The organism is Flavobacterium sp. (assembly GCF_027533505.1).
GTDB lineage: Bacteria > Bacteroidota > Bacteroidia > Flavobacteriales > Flavobacteriaceae > Flavobacterium.
On the sequence record NZ_JAPZUB010000003.1, the window covers coordinates 38,994 to 57,601 of the forward strand.

At 42.5% G+C, this 18,608-nt stretch carries 15 protein-coding genes; 6 read left to right on the forward strand and 9 right to left on the reverse strand.

Features of this window, described 5'->3' with window-relative positions:
- Positions 1-69 precede the first annotated feature (69 nt).
- The 4 genes from O9316_RS00810 to clpX all read left to right on the forward strand — a co-directional run bounded on the left by O9316_RS00810 (position 70) and on the right by clpX (position 4,069).
- Positions 70-342, forward strand: a complete 273-nt coding sequence (locus tag O9316_RS00810; protein WP_366941505.1) for a phage holin family protein — start codon at positions 70-72, stop codon at positions 340-342.
- 94 nt (positions 343-436) lie between these two features.
- Positions 437-1,771, forward strand: a complete 1,335-nt coding sequence (gene tig / locus O9316_RS00815; RefSeq protein WP_298203812.1) for a trigger factor — start codon at positions 437-439, stop codon at positions 1,769-1,771.
- Between the two features lie 328 nt (positions 1,772-2,099).
- Complete coding sequence (clpP, locus tag O9316_RS00820; RefSeq protein WP_298203811.1) at positions 2,100-2,756, forward strand: ATP-dependent Clp endopeptidase proteolytic subunit ClpP; 657 nt, start codon at positions 2,100-2,102, stop codon at positions 2,754-2,756.
- A gap of 83 nt (positions 2,757-2,839) precedes the next feature.
- Complete coding sequence (gene clpX / locus O9316_RS00825) at positions 2,840-4,069, forward strand: ATP-dependent Clp protease ATP-binding subunit ClpX (RefSeq protein ID WP_298203810.1); 1,230 nt, start codon at positions 2,840-2,842, stop codon at positions 4,067-4,069.
- Between the two features lie 51 nt (positions 4,070-4,120).
- Here the strand turns inward: clpX and O9316_RS00830 are convergent, their stop codons facing one another.
- The 3 genes from O9316_RS00830 to O9316_RS00840 form a co-directional block, all read right to left on the reverse strand.
- Positions 4,121-6,334 (reverse strand): TonB-dependent receptor, encoded by a 2,214-nt coding sequence (locus tag O9316_RS00830; RefSeq protein ID WP_298203809.1) that lies wholly within the window; start codon positions 6,332-6,334, stop codon positions 4,121-4,123.
- A 74-nt stretch (positions 6,335-6,408) separates the two neighbouring features.
- The gene (locus O9316_RS00835; protein WP_298203808.1) at positions 6,409-6,546 is read right to left on the reverse strand and encodes a hypothetical protein; all 138 of its coding nucleotides are present in this window, start codon (positions 6,544-6,546) and stop codon (positions 6,409-6,411) included.
- A complete protein-coding gene (locus O9316_RS00840) occupies positions 6,543-8,072 on the reverse strand; it encodes a GH3 auxin-responsive promoter family protein (protein WP_298203807.1) in 1,530 nt (509 codons plus the stop codon). Before O9316_RS00840 ends, O9316_RS00835 begins: the two co-directional genes overlap by 4 nt.
- A gap of 207 nt (positions 8,073-8,279) precedes the next feature.
- Here O9316_RS00840 and O9316_RS00845 point away from each other — a divergent pair, with 207 nt between their 5' ends.
- Positions 8,280-9,074, forward strand: coding sequence for a DUF2797 domain-containing protein (locus O9316_RS00845; RefSeq protein WP_298203806.1), 795 nt, complete (start codon positions 8,280-8,282; stop codon positions 9,072-9,074).
- Positions 9,075-9,126: 52 nt separating this feature from the next.
- Here O9316_RS00845 and O9316_RS00850 read toward each other — a convergent pair whose 3' ends face one another.
- From O9316_RS00850 to sppA, 3 genes are all read right to left on the reverse strand, one after another.
- Positions 9,127-9,705, reverse strand: a complete 579-nt coding sequence (locus O9316_RS00850; protein ID WP_298203805.1) for a porin family protein — start codon at positions 9,703-9,705, stop codon at positions 9,127-9,129.
- Between the two features lie 32 nt (positions 9,706-9,737).
- Entirely contained in the window at positions 9,738-12,311 is a 2,574-nt protein-coding gene (locus O9316_RS00855; RefSeq protein ID WP_298203804.1) for an AsmA family protein, read from the reverse strand.
- A gap of 138 nt (positions 12,312-12,449) precedes the next feature.
- A complete protein-coding gene (sppA, locus tag O9316_RS00860) occupies positions 12,450-14,207 on the reverse strand; it encodes a signal peptide peptidase SppA (RefSeq protein WP_298203803.1) in 1,758 nt (585 codons plus the stop codon).
- Positions 14,208-14,341: 134 nt separating this feature from the next.
- Between sppA and folK the strand changes: the two genes are divergently transcribed.
- Complete coding sequence (gene folK, locus O9316_RS00865; RefSeq protein WP_298203802.1) at positions 14,342-15,478, forward strand: 2-amino-4-hydroxy-6-hydroxymethyldihydropteridine diphosphokinase; 1,137 nt, start codon at positions 14,342-14,344, stop codon at positions 15,476-15,478.
- Here folK and O9316_RS00870 read toward each other — a convergent pair.
- From O9316_RS00870 to O9316_RS00880, 3 genes are read right to left on the reverse strand one after another with little or no spacing between them, the layout of a single operon-like run.
- Entirely contained in the window at positions 15,467-17,491 is a 2,025-nt protein-coding gene (locus O9316_RS00870; protein WP_298203801.1) for a T9SS type B sorting domain-containing protein, read from the reverse strand. The two genes, folK and O9316_RS00870, sit on opposite strands and share 12 nt — an antisense overlap.
- 4 nt (positions 17,492-17,495) lie before the next feature.
- Positions 17,496-18,026 (reverse strand): RNA methyltransferase, encoded by a 531-nt coding sequence (locus O9316_RS00875; RefSeq protein ID WP_298203800.1) that lies wholly within the window; start codon positions 18,024-18,026, stop codon positions 17,496-17,498.
- A gap of 56 nt (positions 18,027-18,082) precedes the next feature.
- A complete protein-coding gene (locus O9316_RS00880; protein ID WP_298203799.1) occupies positions 18,083-18,550 on the reverse strand; it encodes a DUF1573 domain-containing protein in 468 nt (155 codons plus the stop codon).
- Between the last annotated feature and the right edge of the window lie 58 nt (positions 18,551-18,608).

Genomic DNA, 18,608 nt, shown 5'->3' on the forward strand with positions numbered 1-18,608 from the left:
AACTTCTTGTGCGTGTGTTAGTTACCGCTCTTTTGGTGATGATTATTCCTTACTTTTTTTAAAGGAATTGTGGTCGATGCCTTTACTACAGCCTTAACTGTAGCGCTAGTTTTAGGGGTGTTAAACCTTTTTGTAAAACCTATTTTCGTCCTTTTTACCTTACCTATTACCGTGTTTAGTCTAGGTTTATTTTTGCTCGTCATCAACGGAATGATGATCATGCTTTGCGATTATTTTGTCGACGGTTTTGATGTCAAGAATATCGGTTGGGCCATGCTTTTTAGTGTGGTGCTTTCGCTCTCGCAGTCACTTGTTTACCGGTTGACTGAACTTAAAAAATAAGACTTTAAAAATCAATACCCTAAAACTTGGTCGGGTTGCAGAAAAATTATACTTTTGCAACCCGATTTTATATACTAAAAATTAGTTCAAACTCATGAATATTACAAGAAATAATGTGGACGCTTTGAATGCAGTAGTGACTGTAGAAGTGAACAAAAGCGATTATGCAGACAAAGTACAGGAAGTGTTAACCAACTACCGTAAAAATGCAAGCATCCCCGGATTCCGCAAAGGGGCTGTGCCCATGACGTTAATCCAAAAACAATACGGAAAAGCAGTATTATTGGACGAAGTGAACAAATTGTTGCAAGAAAGTTTGAACAATTACTTGGTGGAAGAGAAATTAGACATCCTTGGAAACCCACTTCCTAAAGTTACGGAAGATTTTAATTGGGATACTGACGATTTTAAATTCGAATTCGAATTGGGTCTTGCCCCTGAATTCTCCGTTGATTTAGGCGCTAAAACAAGCGTAGTAAAATATAATGTGATTGCCGACGAAACGATGCTAAACGCTCAAATCGCACGCATTCAAAAACAATACGGAAAGGTTATTGCCAAAGATAAAGTTGAAGAAGGAAATGATGTCGCCGGTATTTTTGCCAACGTAGAGCGTGGCATCAACAACCGCACTACGCTTGATCTAGAAGATCTTGCCGACAAAAAAGCGGTAAAAGCAATTTTGGGTAAAAAAGTAGGCGACGTAGTGACCTTAAACACAAAAGGCTTGTTCAATGACGATCATAAATTAATGGATGTCCTCAATATCGGTCACGATGACGTACACGGATTGGATGTCGAAGTGACCTTCACTATTGATGAAGTAATCGGATATGAGCCCGCTACCTTAGATCAAGAATTGTTTGATCGGTTGTTCGGACCCAAAGCAGTGACTTCTGTTGATGAGTTAAAAGCAAAAATCAAAGAAGATGCCGAGCGTCAATTCGCCCAACAAGCCGACCAAAAGTTCTTGAACGATGTGACGGAGTTCTTGGTAGAAGCTACAAAATTTGATTTGCCCGCTGAATTCTTAAAAAAATGGATTCAAACCACCGGCGAAAATCCAATCTCGGCCGAAGAAGCTGCTGCCGAATACGAACGCTCTGAAAAAGGATTGCGTTACCAATTAATCGAAAGTAAAATCATGAAGGACAACAACCTTCAAATTACCTTCGACGAATTGAAAGACTACACCTCCGGTTTGATCAAACAACAAATGGCACAATTCGGTCAAATGGATCCCTCCGACGAGGATGTACAAGGCATCGTAGCCCGCGTGATGTCCAATCAAGACGAAGTGCGCCGTTTGTCCGAACAAGTGATGAACCAAAAAATGTTGGATTTGTTCAAAACCAACGTGAAAGCCAAAACCAAAGAAGTGAACTACGAAGACTTCGTAAAAGCGATGTACGGCGAGTTGAAACACTAATTCAAATAATATTGCTATATTTGAGCGTCAAAGTCTCCTCGATTTTGACGCTTTTTTTAAATACGTTCTTACCGTTTTTGGGCAGCATTTCCGGCTTTTGTTTCGGTACCGTCGTGCCACTCGGTTGTTGTTCGGCCCCTCAGGCGCTTCCTTCGGTCGCGCTGCTGTTCCCACAACAACACGACCGCCACTTCCGGTGACCTTCACGACAATCCGGGCTGCAATTCCCTAAAAACCGTCACTTTGGCATTTCTATGAAAAGCGGTACAACCTTTGTACTCCTTTTCGCATCTAGTAAAAAGAATATTAATTCATTTCATCACAACCTATGAATTTCGGAAAAGAATTTAAAAAATTTGCGACGAAAAAGCACGGGGTCAACAGCCTTTACTACGACAAAATCGTAGCCGGTATGACACCCTATATTATTGAAGAACGTCAATTAAACGTTTCGCAACTCGATGTGTTCTCCCGTTTGATGATGGACCGCATCATCTTTTTGGGCACAGGCGTTGACGATTATGTGGCCAACATTATCCAAGCGCAATTGCTCTTCTTGGAAAGTGTTGATGCTTCCAAAGACATTCAAATCTATATCAATTCGCCCGGCGGAAGCGTGTATGCCGGTTTGGGAATTTACGATACCATGCAATATGTCAAACCCGATGTAGCCACCATCTGTACCGGAATGGCCGCGTCTATGGGGGCCGTACTCTTGTGTGCCGGCGCCGAAGGGAAACGTTCAGCCTTACCCCACTCCCGTGTCATGATTCACCAACCTTCTGGTGGAGCACAAGGCGTAGCTACCGATATGGAAATCAACTTGAAAGAAATGTTGAAATTGAAAGACGAATTGTACCATATTATTGCCAATCACTCGGGACAATCGTTTGATAAAGTATACAAAGACTCCGAACGCGACTACTGGATGATTGCCGATGAGGCCAAAGAATACGGTATGATCGACGAAGTATTACGCAGATAATTTTTAATAAGTCGCTAAGTAACCGAGTTTCTCAGCCTCATTCGCTCAGGTTCTCAGTTTCTCAGCTTCTCAGCAGCTCAATTATGGCTAAAGAAGTTTTAGAATGTTCTTTTTGCGGACGTAAAAAACCCGAAACAAACTTGTTGATTGCCGGTATTAGCGCACACATTTGTGACCGCTGTATCGAGCAAGCGCATGGCATTGTATTGGAAGAAATTCGTACAGGAGCAAGCGCCAAATCGGCCGCCGACTTGGTATTGAAACACCCTAAAGAGATTCGTTCCTTTTTGGATCAATATGTCATTGGTCAGGAACAAACCAAAAAAGTACTTTCCGTAGCGGTGTACAACCACTACAAACGGTTAATGCAACCCCACGCAGCCGATGAAGTTGAAATTGAAAAGTCAAACATCATCATGGTCGGCCAAACGGGTACCGGCAAAACCTTAGTGGCTAAAACCATTGCGCGTATGTTGGATGTGCCCTTAGCGATCGTCGATGCCACCGTATTGACAGAAGCCGGTTATGTGGGCGAAGACGTTGAAAGTATTCTTACGCGTTTGCTTCAAGCCGCCGATTATGATGTGGCCAAAGCCGAACGCGGGATTGTTTTCATTGACGAAATTGATAAAATTGCACGAAAAAGCGATAACCCCTCCATTACCCGCGACGTGTCGGGTGAAGGGGTGCAGCAAGCCTTACTCAAATTGTTGGAAGGAACCGTGGTCAACGTTCCCCCAAAAGGCGGACGAAAACACCCCGACCAAAAATTTGTGGAGGTCAATACCCAAAACATCCTATTTATCGCGGGTGGTGCTTTCGATGGTATCGAACGCGTGATTTCAAAACGTTTAAATCGACAAGCCGTTGGGTACAGCAACCAAAAGAAGGAAGCAGTGGATAAGGATAATTTGTTGCAATACATTACCCCCAAAGACTTGAAAGATTTTGGTTTAATTCCCGAAATCATTGGTCGTTTACCTGTTTTAACCCACATGGATCCACTCGATAAAGCAACCTTACGGGCCATACTTACCGAACCCAAAAATGCCTTAATCAAGCAGTATGAAAAATTGTTTGCGATGGATCACGTAGCCTTAACGGTGACCCATGAAGCACTCGATTATATTGTTGAAAAAGCATTGGAGTACAAATTGGGTGCCCGAGGATTGCGCTCGCTTTGCGAAGCCATTCTCACCGACGCTATGTACGAACTACCCGGCTCTGACGAACGAAATCTAGAGATAGACCAAGCCTATGCCGAGCATGCGTTGAATAAAAACTTACTGAAACGATTAGAAATTGCTTCTTAAAACACAAAAACCCGATCCACCGATCGGGTTTTTTATGCACTAACCTCAAATTTATTTCAGTAAGCCGCCTCCAGCATTTACTTTCTCCGTTTGAATGTCGGTGTTTTCTTTCTGAAGTTTTAGATTACCAAAATTATACGTCAACGAAATTCGGAATACGCGTGAGTCAATCTTCTCACGGAAACGCGTATCCAAATTTTCTCCAGCCACCAACGCGTTAATGTTATTTTGATTAAACAAATCCATCGCATGGAGACCCACTTTTAGTTTTTTATCCATAAACTCCTTGTGGAAGGAAATATCAAATTGCTGAATGGGTTTGGTAATGCGGTAGATTTCCCAGTTCCCATTGCCCGGCAAAATGAAATAATTCATCACATTTTTGATGCCCCAAGGCAAAATAATTTGCGCCTGTGCCCCATAATTGAATAGCCCCTCGGTCCCGTAAGGCAGGGAAACTCCTCGTAATTCCGACTTGATATAGTTTACATTCACAAAAATGTAATTCATTTGATCCATGTTGTTCATGCGTTTTTGAAATTCTTCTTTTCCTTTAAAAAAATAATCCAACGGAATAGGAAAACTGGCAAAAGCACTGAAGGTTCTAAACTCCTCAAACTGACGGAACGTGGCATTGCTAATAGGCGTAGCGGCAGTAGGGTCTGCGCTGAAAACAAATAAATTATTGTCCTTACTAATTGTATAATTGGCCCCTAATTGTACAAATTGGAAGGCTGTAAATTTCAATTCAAAATTGTCCAAGAACGTTGGATTCAACAATGGATTTCCTTGCGAAGCATTGAATTGGTCAAAATTGGAACTGTTGTTGGGATTCAATGAGAAATAATTCGGTTGGTTGATTTTTTTAGCATACGAGGCCGAAACATTCAATTGGTCCGTGAAGGCATAAAGCGCACTCAAATTGGGAAACAGATTTCGATTGGTGAACGTTACCTTTTGCGCTAAAGTGTTCGTCAAACGTTCAATATGAAAGTTTTCGTAGCGTAACCCAGCGGTCAGACTCAATTTTTTAAATTGTTGGCGCGCTTCTACATAAAAGGCCAAATTATCCTCGCGATAGTCGAAGGTGATCACATTGGGGGTTACACTATTTAAAAAGTAGTTTCCATCTTGAACCACCGACAAATAATTGTATTTCCCTCCCGTAGAAAGGGTCAACTTCCATTTCGGAATAGGAAAGACAAAGTCGTATTTCAAATAATGATTGTCCAAGTGGAAAACCGAATTACTCGTATTGGTAAAGGTGTTTGACGATGCAAAATCAAAAGCAGAAGCCGACGATATGGGTTTTTGATCCAAGAAATTAGAATAAGCGGTAACATCAAAAGAAGAACCGATGGTGTCCAATTTTTGTTTAAACTGCAAACTCAACTCGTGATTGTAGCTCTTGTTTTTGGACAAGCCATTGTTGCGGTAATCAATATTTTCACCCAACGTGCTGTTTTCAAAACGACTGCGTTCATTGGCGGCATTTACATTGTAATTGAATAACAAATTGGAACGCTCATTAAAACGGTAATTGGTGCCTCCCCGAAAGTAAAAGTTGCGGTAAATGTTGACCCCAAAATTTTCTTGATCCAAAAATTTATCAGGTGTAAAAGCAGTAAAGGTTTGGGTGATACGACGGCGATTTTCTCCCTCAATATAGTTGTAGCCCGTCATGGTTTGCCAACTCAATTTGCCGGATTTTCCATTGACCAATACTTGTGGACTTGGTTTTTGGTATTTGTTGAAGTTGTAATTGATGTTGATACTGGCATTGATTCCCGCTTTGCGCTTGGCATTGGTTACAATATTAATGATTGAACCACTTGCATTGGCGTCATAAGAAGCGCCGGGATTGTAAATCAATTCTACTTTTTCAATGGCATTGGCGGGGAGTGAACTCAGGTAGTTTTGCAAATCGGTTCCCGCCAATGAGGTGGGCGCTCCATCGATAAAAATACGAACACCACGACCGTTGAGCGAAATTTCGCCCGTAGGCGAAGTAATTACACCGGGTAATTTTTTGATCGCATCCAAACTACTGCCGCTACTCACCATCGGGTTGTCTTTGATGGAAACCGTTGTTTTGTCGGATTCAACTTTTATGTATTTGCGCTTTTGTGCAATGGTTACCTCATCAAGGGTAGTAACCTTGGTTTTGATCGAATCGTTGGCTTGGACTTTTTCTGGGTTGTTTGGTTCTTGCGCAAGGGCGCTTAAGCCTACCAATAGCAGTAGGGTCAAATAAGTTGATTTCATGATTGTGATTGATTGATGATTACACGTAAGACTCTCGTGTCGTACATTTGTTACATCTGAATCACAAAAAAATGTTATCCTGGAAGTTTTGAATTTGGCGAATGCACCGGTTGAATGTCAATAGTGACACAACGACGGCCATAACATTTCATCCGTTTTGGGCCACACGCTACAAAACTCAATGCCAAAAGGAATACTACGACTTTTCTCATAAGAAATGGGGTGTTTGTTGTAACCCTAATAGTTGCTCCAAATAATCCCGTTGGTTGGATAAACGTGGAATTTTATTTTGTCCTCCCAATTTATTGCGCTCTTTCAGCCAATCGTAGAACAAGTTCTCTCGGGCGACATTCACTTTCAACGGGTTTAAGGTCATATTGTTGTAACGTTTGGCTTCGTAATCAGAATTCAACGATTGCAAGGTTTCGTCCAAAAGTTTGGCAAAGGCCTCCATCGACTCCGGTTTTTGGGCAAATTCGATCATCCATTCATGGGCGCCCTTTTCTTTACCTTGCATAAAAATAGGAGCCACGGTATAATCTTTAATTTCACATTGCAACTGTTTACAGGTTTCGGCCAAAGCGCGATCGGTATTTTCCACCATCAATTCTTCGCCAAATACATTGATAAAATGCTTCGTACGTCCCGAAACCCGAATTCGATAGGGATTTAGCGAAGTAAAGCGCACCGTATCGCCAATCATATAGCGCCATAAGCCTGAGTTGGTGGTGATGACCACAGCATAGTTTTTGTCGCATTCTACCTCGGCCAACCGAACGATTTTTTGCTCTGAAGTACCAAAAGTGTCCATCGGAATGAATTCGTAAAAAATGCCGTAATCCAACATCAACAATAAATCACTCGAATAATTTTGATCTTGAATGGCGAAAAAGCCCTCGCTGGCATTATAAATTTCGTAATATTTGAATTCTGTCTTTGGAATGATTTTTTGGTATTGCTCACGGTAGGGTTCAAAACTAACCCCGCCATGAAAATAGACTTCCAAATTGGGCCAGAGCTCCAACAAATTAGTTTTCCCTTCTTCGTGCAACATACGGTTAATCAATACGAGCATCCACGAGGGAACTCCAGCGAAACTCGTGACATTTTCATTTTTAGTTTCTTGAATAATGGCGGCCAATTTGGTTTCCCATTCACTCATCAATGAAGTTTTATTGCTCGGGGTGCTGCTAAACTCGGCCCAAAGCGGCATGTTTTCAATGAGTATCGCCGACAGGTCTCCAAAATACGTATTGTTGTTGGCATAGATTTGCGAACTGCCTCCAAGGCGTAAACTTTTTCCCAAAAACAAGCCCGAATCGGGGTTATTATGTAAGTACATCGCCAGTAAATCTTTGCTGCCTTTGTAATGACAATCCTCCAAGGCTTCATTGCTCACCGGTATAAATTTACTTTTGGCATTGGTCGTTCCGCTCGATTTGGCAAACCACTTGATGGGAGAATGCCAAAAAATATTTTGATACCCCCTGCGGGTTTCTTCAATGAGGGGTTCCAAATCTTCATAACTAGAGACGGGCACACGATCAATGAAGGTTTGGTAACTTTTGACCGAGGCGAAATCATATTTTTTACCAATCACCGTTTCCTCACAATTACGAATCAGGTTCAATAACAAATCTTCTTGAACTTCATTAGGGTATTTTAAAAACAACTCAATTTGGTGAATGCGTTGTTTTAATACCCAAGAGGCGATGGAATTGATGATGGGAAATGGCATAAAAATAATTTTAAATCATAAAGTTGTAGGGGAATAAAAACAAATTCGTTTCAATCAAATCCCATAATTTTATGATTTGTATAGCTAGTTAAAAGTACTAAAAAATGCCTTTACCCCAAAAGAAATGGTGAAAAAAAAGAAATTTTATTCCCTAAGCATAGTAGTTGTTTTATCTTTACACGATTATCCATTTCAATTTTTGAGGCAATGTCTTACGAAGGTGTATTAACCAAAATGCAAACCGAATTTCAAGCACCTATTCAATACTATTTGGTTTTTGAAAACAGTTTTTTACACATGAACCAACTTTTGGGGAAGCCGCTTGCCATACACCATACGGGCTACCAATGTTTGCAATGTGGAAAAGCCAAGAAAATTTTTAGACAAGGGTTTTGTTACGATTGTTTTATGCAAAGTCCGTCGGCAGGCGATTGGATTATGAAGCCCGAATTGAGTACCGCCCATTTGGATATTGAAGATCGGGATTTGGACTATGAAAAACGAATCCAATTACAACCCCACATCGTTTATTTGGCCCTTTCAAGTGATGTCAAAGTGGGGGTTACCCGAAAAACGCAAGTGCCTACACGCTGGATTGATCAAGGAGCGGTTCAAGCCTTGCCTATCGTAGAAGTGCCCAATCGGTATTTGGCAGGAATTACCGAAGTCGCGTTGAAACAGTATTTCGCCGACAAAACCAACTGGCAAAAGATGTTGAAAAATGAAGTGCCCACCGCCGATTTGCCTTACATGCTCACTACATTGGCAGAAAAACTCCCAGAGGAAGTGCGTCCTTATTTTGATCTAAATGCCAATAGCCTTTGGGAATTGCACTATCCCGTACTGCAATACCCTTCCAAAGTAGTGAGTCTCAATTTGGACAAGTCGCCATTTTATGAAGGTAAACTAGTAGGAATTAAAGGGCAATATTTGCTTTTTGAAGATCAAACGGTGTTTAATGTACGCACCTATGAAGGCTATACGGTAAGTATTGAAGTATAAAAAAACGACCAAGGAGTACTTGGCCGTTGAATTTATAAAAGTGATTCCCAACTTAAAGGCGCACGACACATCCTAAGTTAAGACTTCCTGCAACATTTCGAACATCAAACCTTGGGTCTTTTGAAATATCTGTCATTCCAGAAAAAGCTTGATAGTCAATGAGTAATCCGGTGCGTTTGTTTAAGAAGATTTTGTATCCAATACCAAACGAAAGTCCGATTTGAGTCCCTTCAACTAATTCTGAAATATCTTCACCATCGGCTTTCGCAGAGGTCAATACCCCGCCCGTCAATCCGAAGTTCAAATTCCAAGCCCGACTGGAACCAAAGTGCCAATTGGCATTCACTGGGATTTGTATATAATTTAATTTTTCATCAAAGCCTAAAACTTCAACCCCCATGGTTTGCGATTGCAATCCCGTTCGAATACTCCAGCGGTTGTTAAAATAAAAATCACCGAGCGCACCAAATTGAAAGGTGTTTAAGGTGTTTGTATTAGAAATATAGCCTGAGCTATATGTTGACGAATGATACCCAATGTAAGGGGTAAGTTCAACATCACCGCGAACGCGTTTTTGGGCAGTGGCACACAAGCCTGTGGCGAGTACTGCAATAAGAATGATTTTTTTCATGGTAACGAATTAGAATTATTGCTGCGAAGATACTATTTCTTTTTCCCCAACAAGCCTTTTAACAAATCTCCCGCTTTATTTTTTACCGCTTCTTTCGAAGATGCCTTGGCCGTGTCGCCAGGTTTTGTATTTCGATCGATGATTCGTCCAATTTCGTTTTTCGTTTTGTCGACCAATTTATTCTTTTGCTGTTGCGCCAATCGGTTGGCGAGCGTGGTCGTGGCTGTCTTTAAGTCGGTGGTTACTCTTGGGTTATTAAAATTACCAGTAAGGGTAGCATTGATAGGAAGTGTGCCCAACGCATTGATTTCTGCGGGAGATAGTTTTGCCAAAAGCGCATTGGCCTCGCGCCCTAAATATTTAGCGGGAACATCGAAAGTCAACCCATAGCGCATCGTTTGGTCAAAACCGTGTGAACCAGTGACGTTTACTTTGATATCTTGGTAATTAAGGTCAAAGGGTTTGAGGGTAACGCGGCCATTCTCAAAATGAAGGGCCGTTTTGAGGTTGTTCAGATTTAGTTTATTCAAATCAATGAATTTGAGCTGTCCATCCAGTGCTTGTAAGAGCTTAGAATTGTTCGAATTTACCGTAGTTGACAACAATTGTCCCATCAAATCGCCGTTGAGACTTTTTAGGTCAGGGGTCATTTCGGTCGCGTTTAAGGATCCTTTCAGCTGTACAGAGGAATTGAATTTTCCATTGATAACCCCAGCAATAGGAGCCACTTTTTTAAATAGTTCGAGTTGGGTAAAAGTTTGTGCAATATCGACTTGGTTCAGCCCCAAATCCATTGCAAAAGTAGGCACTTTCTTTTGGGTTGAAACATCGCCATTAAAGGTAATTTGCCCGCCGAAAATGTTTGTTTTTACATTCTCTAGCGTTACTTTTTGTTCTTTAATAATTAATTTTCCAGCACAGTTTTTCAATGTTAAATTGTCATACAATACCGTGTTGGCTTTGGCCGTGAGTGTACAGTCTAAGAAGGCTGGAATTTTAAGCGGTTCTTTATTTTTTGAAGTTTCGCTTGGGGCCGCTTTTTCGGTAGTCATAAAATCACTCACGGCAATTTGATTGGAAGTCAGCGTAAAGTTGCCCTCCAAGTTCTGGTTGCGAAAGAGGTAGCCGTAAAAATTTTCCAATACGCCACTCACGCCCAAATCACTTTTTCCCGTTTTTGCTTTAAATTCTTTCAACACGACGCGGCTCGGATTGAAGGCAACCCATACTTTACTGATGTCCATCGTTTTGCCACTTTCATCGGTATAGCGAAATCCAGTAAGGTCTATTTCCCCTGCGTTTTTGATACGCGCATAGTCACTTTGTTCCACAGCAGCCATATCAAATTCGGTGGTTACATCGGCTTTGATAATTCCCGACAAGGGTTTGTCAACGGCAATAGGGTAGGCTTTTGAAAAATTGGCCAAGTTGACAACGCCCTTTAATTGCGCATTCACTAAAGCGTTTTCAGCACAATTTTTAATGGTGGCTTTGGCCTCAAATACATCTTGATCTACGGCAAACGACAAGCGATTGAGGTTGACATAGGTATCGTTGACTCGCCCCGTTTCATTCACAATTTTGGTATCTATATGAATGTTTTTAATCGCTTTGGGCAAATTGGGATATTGAAAGGAAGCATTGTTTGAGGCGATGGCCAATGAAAATCGAGGAATCGTTGTGTCGGTTAATTGTCCTTTGGCAAATCCGTTGACACTACATTGCCCCGTTGTTTTTACATTCTCGATATTACTTCGGTAGGCGGCAGGAATCAAACCCAAGAAATTTTTAAAGTCGGAAGTAGGCGTTTCAAACGTCAGGTCATATACTTGGGCTTTATCCAAGAGCTGAATAAACCCATTGAATTTTAGAGGTAAATCATTGATTTTGGCTTCGTTCTTTTTAAAGCTGTATTTGCTTTGTTTTAAATCCAACCCCAAAATAGCATCCAAGCGCACGGGAATGTTACGCATATAATTGATTTTATCCATTGAGAGTGAAACCTTTGTTGCGGTATGGGTGTCTAAATCCAAAACGTCATTGCTAAAATCACCCACTCCGGTATGCTGAATGCTGTCGAGGACCACCTTCATGTTTGAGGCTTGATCGGTAAATCGGAAGCGGTAATTTTCAACTTCATACGAATTAATTTTGAAAGACAGCGGTTTGCTTTCCTTGGTAGATGCTTTTTCATCCGCTTTTTTCAACGCTATGTCATAGTTGCCGATACCCTCTTTGTTTACGATAACATTGATGAGGCCATTTTTGGTTGCAATCGCGTCTACTTGCATGGGTTCGGTTTCCTCATTGAACAATTCCATGACCGACAATTTCAAGGCTAGTTCTTCAAAAGCCACCAAGGTATCGCCTTCGAAAGGCGCTTTATTGATGATTGCCATTTTCTCGATACTTACCGTTGCTTTTGGGAAATTTCGAAAAAGACTTACCTCGGCATCGGCAAAAGACACCTTAGCATTGACACTTTCATTGAGTGCTTTTTCAATACGGGCTTTGATTTGGTCCTTAAAAAAATAGGGGATAGCAAAAGCAGCTAAAAGGAGTACTCCCAAAGTGATTCCGGTAATTTTGGCGATTTTCTTCAACATAATAAAGGGTTTTAAAGAGCTTTGCAAAAAGCTTGCCTGAAACGAGATAGCACAAAAATAATCTTTTCCAACGGAGTCTATCGTAAGGAAAATGCTAAAAAAAATAAAAAAACCGCCTGAAGTTAGGCGGTTTGTAGCTTATTGAATTTCGAGTTCATAGGGAACACGTGCCATGACCCCTCGTTGACGAGCCAGCACTTGGATGCGTTGGAATACAGCGTAATTTTCAGCTCCCATCGTTTCTTTCAATAGGGATTCCCGACTTTGAATGAGTCCCATTTCTTCAAAGAAGGCAAAAACTTCGCGCTCGTATTCAGGAAACTCTTGGGTGCGGTATGTTTTGATTTTAGCCAATTTAGCGGCTTCTGCCAAGGCTTCATCCATGCCGCCAATAGCATCTACTAGGCCTATTTTGATCGCATCGGCTCCACTCCACACGCGACCTTGACCGATGGCGTCTACTTGAGCGGGGGTCAACTTTCGTCCCTCAGCGACTCGTTTGACAAAGGTAGCATAGACGCGTTCGACCCCTTCTTGCGTTACCGCGCGGAAGCTATCATCCATGGGGCGGAAGGGACTGTATCCGTTGGCTTGTGCATTGGTCTGTACTTGGTCAACCGTAAGGCCAATGCGTTGGCTCAATTCGGCAAAATTGGGAATCACCCCAAAAACGCCAATCGATCCCGTAATGGTAGTTTCTTCGGCAAAAATTTTATTTGCATTACAAGCAATGTAATATCCTCCCGAGGCGGCGTAATTCCCCATCGATACCACTACGGGTTTTACTTTTTTGGTGAGTTCAATTTCACGCCAAATCAAGTCCGAAGTTAAGGCATCCCCCCCAGGACTGTCCACGCGTAACACGATCGCTTTTACGTCCTCATCGCGACGGGCGGCACGGATAGCTCTTCGCATGGCACCGTCACCGATGATATTGACATCGCCTTCCCCCTCGGCAATTTCCCCTTGCGCATAAATCACCGCAATTTTATCGGAACTTTCTAAATCCATCGCCGATGTCGCATTGGCTTCTGCATAATCCACAATCGATACGGTATTATAGCCTGTATCTTTTTCAACATCCAGTGCTTTACGAATCACATCGTGGTAATGGTCCTCGTAAGTAATGCCATCAATTAATCGGCTGGCTTTAGCCATTTCGGGCGTTCGGGCTCCCAAATTGTTTGCGATGGCATTCAACTGTTCAACAGAGAGTTTACGACTAGTACTAATGTCTTTCAACATTGACGTCCAAAGCGATTGAATCAATTGATTGGTTTGCTCTCGGTTGGCTTCACTCATTTTTTCCTCCAAAAAGGGTTCCACGGCACTTTTGTATTTCCCGTGGCGAATGACTTCCATCTTCACTCCCGATTTTTCTTGCATGTTTTTAAAGAACATCACTTCAGCTGAAAGTCCTTTAAAGTCCAATTCTCCTACCGGATTGATATACACTTTATCGGCAACGGAGGCGAGGTAATAGTCTTTTTGCGAATACACGTCGGCATAGGCATAAACAAATTTCCCTGATTTTTTAAAATCGGTAAGGGCATCTCGCAACGCTTTGGTTTGCGCCATACCTAGGGCTGAATTGGAATTGATAATCGAAATTCCTTTGATGTCCGTATCGCCTTTTGCATACGATAAGGCATGAATAATGTCCATCAATCCGTCATGGTTTTCGGTATATTGTCCGATATCGGTAAAGTTGATTTTCCCAGCATAATCGAGGGAAACTTTGGATAAATCCAGTTCGATGACTGAATTGGACTCTACCGCAACGGTCTCTTCATCCCCTCCAAACACGGCGGCGATAATAATAAGACCGAAAAATGAAATCATAAAAAACAGAAACAGTCCCACTAAGGTGGCCAACACATTACTTAAAAATCGCATAACTTTTTTTTCTAATTAGTTATCAAAACATTAAAAATGTTACGTTTTCTTTTTTAAAATTTTCTAAGAAATAGTTATCAACACTGCCCGCAAAAATAAGTTAATCTGAGCAACTTTTACTTATTTTGCGCTTCATGAATGCACAACACACTATAGTAGTCGCTTTAGGAACCAATATGGGGAATAAACCCGAGAATTTGGTGCAATGTGTGGCGCAAATCCACCAAGAGATTGCCACCGTTGTTGCTGTTTCTTCGGTGTATGAAAGTGACTCGTGGGGATTTGAAAGTGCTTCGTTTCTCAATTGTGTGCTTGTGGTTCATTCGTACAAATCGCCCCAAAAATTATTAAAAGCATTTCAACGCTTGGAGCAAACGATGGGACGAAGAGTAAAATCAACGTCGGAGTATCAAGACCGCATCATCGATATTGATATCATCAGTTACGATGAGGAGTGTTTCACTACAGAAACCTTGACCTTGCCCCATCCGCATCTGTCGGAACGGTTGTTTGTGTTGCGCCCTTTGCAGGAAGTACTCCCGTATTGGAAAGAGCCTCTCACGGGAACCTCGGTAAAGGCTTTACTTAGCGCTTGTGCCGACAAGGGACGTTGTGAGCGTGTGGGTTCGATGCCTCAACCCTTAGCCAAAATCACCTTAGACAAGTTCAATTATATTGCCATCGAGGGGAATATCGGCGCTGGGAAAACTACGTTAGCTTCCAAAATTGCAGCGGACTTTAATGGGAAAACAGTCTATGAACGTTTTGCCGACAACCCGTTTTTACCCAAATTTTACAAAGATCAAAGCCGGTATGCTTTTCCGTTGGAAATGTCGTTTTTGGCCGATCGCTACCAACAAATTTCCGACGATCTCTCGCAATTCGATTTGTTTAAAGACTTTATCGTAGCGGATTACCACATATTCAAGTCGCTTATTTTTGCCAAGGTTACCTTAGCCGAAGATGAATATCGATTGTACAAAACGCTTTTTGATATCATTTATAAGGAAATGCCCAAGCCCGATTTGTATATTTATTTGTATCAAAATACAGCGCGCTTGTTGGCCAATATTCGCAAAAGAGGTCGCAGTTATGAGCAAGAAATCCCCGCCGACTATTTGGAGCGAATCAACAGTGGGTACTTGGATTTTATCAAAACCCAACAAGGCCTTAATGTATTAGTCATCGATGTTTCTGAATTGGATTTTGTAAAACATCAATCGGACTATGTTTTTATTCTCGATAAAATTCAGGAAAGTCTAGCGCTTTAAACTAAAATGGCCCAATTGAGGTGCAGCAGATTCGTCGGCTTGAAAGCGAAACCAATAATCATCCGCAGGGGCCAACTGACCCATGAAAAGACCGTCCCAGCCCGGTGTATTGGCATCCAAGAGTTTTAGTATTCTTCCAAAACGGTCAAAAATAACAATTGAAGTTTGGGCATTCCATACAAGCCCTTTTGGCGTCCATTGATCGTTGATGCCATCGCCATTAGGGGTAAAAAAGGCACTAAAAAAGGTGGCATTAAAAGGATAAATTACCAATCCACAGCCGTGTACTTCTCGAACCGTTGCTACATAATTCCCACCCGTAGGTAAGGTAAAAAAGGGCGTGTCTTGAAAATTTAAGCCATCTATGCTGTATTCGTAATCGCCGGGATTGACGGTAAATAGGCTAACGTCCAAGCCATTCACCAATACCGAAGCGATTTGAGGAATAGCGTATGTGTTGACAGTAAAGGTTTTGCTATCCGTGCACCCTTCAGGAGTCGTTACCGTAACGGTGTAGGTACCCGCTTGTGAAACCGTAATCGTATTGGTAGTACTCCCATTCGACCAAAGGTAGGTTCCGTTGGGAAAAGATACACTAAGGGTGCCCGATTGATTTTCACACCAGGCCAAGACTTCATCATTACCCAAGTCGGGACTCGGAAACAACGGTAGAACAATAGGAATTCGTCCGGAACGACAGCCATTGTTGTCGGCCTCTACATAATACATCGCAGCTGCGGTTAAGGGTGGTGTGGTGAAAGTTGTACCCGTAGCCAAAGCAACTGAGGTGGTGGGATCGTCATACCAGCGAAGAATTCCAGCCGTGGTGGTGGCGCTCAAAAGTTGTGTATTTCCGGCACAAGCCGTAGTTGTTGGTCCAACCGTTACCACGGGAACATCACGTATTAAGGCAACCAAGGGCGTTCGTGGGGTGTTGGGACAATCGACCAAAGCGGCAAAATACACCGTAGTTGATGACAGAATTGGGGTGGTAAAAGACGGTCCCGAAGCAATTGGTGTTCCCCCAACCGCACTCGTATACCAAGCAATCGGATTTCCTGAAGCAGTGACCGATAGGGTTACACTTCCGGGGCCACACGATTCACCTTCGGTGATGCTATTGATGTGTACCATATATACCGAGGTACTTGTTGATAATTGCAGTATGGGGTCATTGGGCATCCCCCCAAACTCAACAATATACCCTTGCGGTTGGTAGGGGCCGCTGGATTCTCCTGTATTGGATAAATCATTCCATGAACCTGGAATACCAACTCCTGGGGCAGTGATGTGGGCATAATCTTCATTTCCCATATTGTTGGGTTCCCCCGAATTCCAAAAGGAATACGTGAGTAAAGTACCCATTTCAGGGCCCGACATCCAGCGCCATTGACCTTCGGTTTGTTGGTCGCTTGCGCCAATCCAACCCGTGCCGGAAGCTTGATTTCCCGCAAAAGTTGCTTCCTCTGCTGAGGTAAGCGTAGCCAAATACCCTTGAAGGCCAAAATAATTGCTGGCCGCAGCCAACGTCAGGGCATCGCTCCAAGTAATGCCAACATTGGGTACAAAAAGGTAATAATGTCCCGTTGATGGAAGGTAATTGGCATCACCCACCGCTATGGCAAAGGTTCGTGTTCCTGTAGGGGCAGGGTGGTTACTTTGATACACAACCCCTAAAATGGCGGCTTGCAATTCGGCATAAGTAGGTTGGCTTGTAATTCCGGTGAGCGTGAGTTTTCCAGCGGCGGCATCCCATGAGCTGCTGATGTTTGGGTGAACTCCCGTGAGTAATAAAATATCTTGCCCTTGAACATAGCCTCCCGAAATTTGCACTGTCACTTGTTGGGTTCCCGTATCGTCGGGGTCGATAAAGGACATGGAGGTGGCAATAGGAAGGGCAGTACCGGGACAATACGCTTGATTGCCTGTCGCTTGCAAAATAGGGGCAACGTTGGAGGTCTGCGCCCCAAGGGTACAACTTAATAACAAAAAAAGTATGCGTAGGCGATTCATACAATTATTGTTTCATCTTTTGAAAAATATCCCAAACCACGATTCCGGCACTTACGGCAATGTTAAGGGAGTGTTTGGTACCCAATTGAGGAATTTCAATGCAACCCTCACATTGTTCGAGGGCTTTTTGTGAAACCCCGTACACTTCGTTTCCAAAAATTAGGGCAAGACGTTCGTTGGGTTTTGGGTGAAAGGTGTTCAAAAATGCAGCGCCTTCGACTTGTTCGATCGCATAAATTTTCCAGCCCTCTTGTTGGAGCTTTTCAATCGCGGTTCCCACTTCTTTGTGGTATTCCCATGCTACTGTCTCGGTAGCGCCCAAAGCTGTTTTTTGGATTTCTTTGTGTGGTGGGGTAGCCGTGATGCCACAGAGGTATATTTTTTCAATCAAAAAGGCATCCGCAGTTCTAAAAACGGAACCGATATTGTGGAGACTCCGAATGTCGTCAAGAATGAGAATTATAGGTGTTTTTACTGCCGATTTAAAGTCAGCTACCGTTTTTCGTTCAAGTTCGTTATTGGCTAATTTTCGCATAGTACAAAAATAAAAAAAGCCCCAATAAGGAGCTTTTATCGTTTCACAAAGTATTATTAACTTTTCACAGAGGCTGTTCCTTCGGGTTGTGGGGCTTGAAGTACATTTCCTTTAATGGTAAGTACTTTAATCTCATTGCCCACTGCATTAGAGCGCACGGTGACATTTTTGGTGAATTGACCTACACGGTCGGTGGCATAACGAACCCCAATTACCCCGCGTTGTCCAGGTTGAATCGGATCTTTGGGGGTGGTTGGCACAGTACAACCGCAAGAGCCCTGCGCGCTTTCAATAACCAATGGCTTGTTGCCTGTGTTGACAAAAACAAATTCACGATTACCATCGGCATTGTGAGGAATCGTTCCGTAATCAATCGTTTCATTCTCGAAAGTGATTTGCGGACCATCCACTTTTTGAGCCGGTTGTGCAGGTTGAGGTGTTGCCGGTTTTGCATTTGCGTTGGGTGTTTGGGCATGGGTCACTCCCATAATCGACAATACAGCTACTAAAAGTATTTTTTTCATCGTACCATGAATTTAAATTAGACAAACAAAGCTAATAAAATTTCGGTAACCGCTTGTT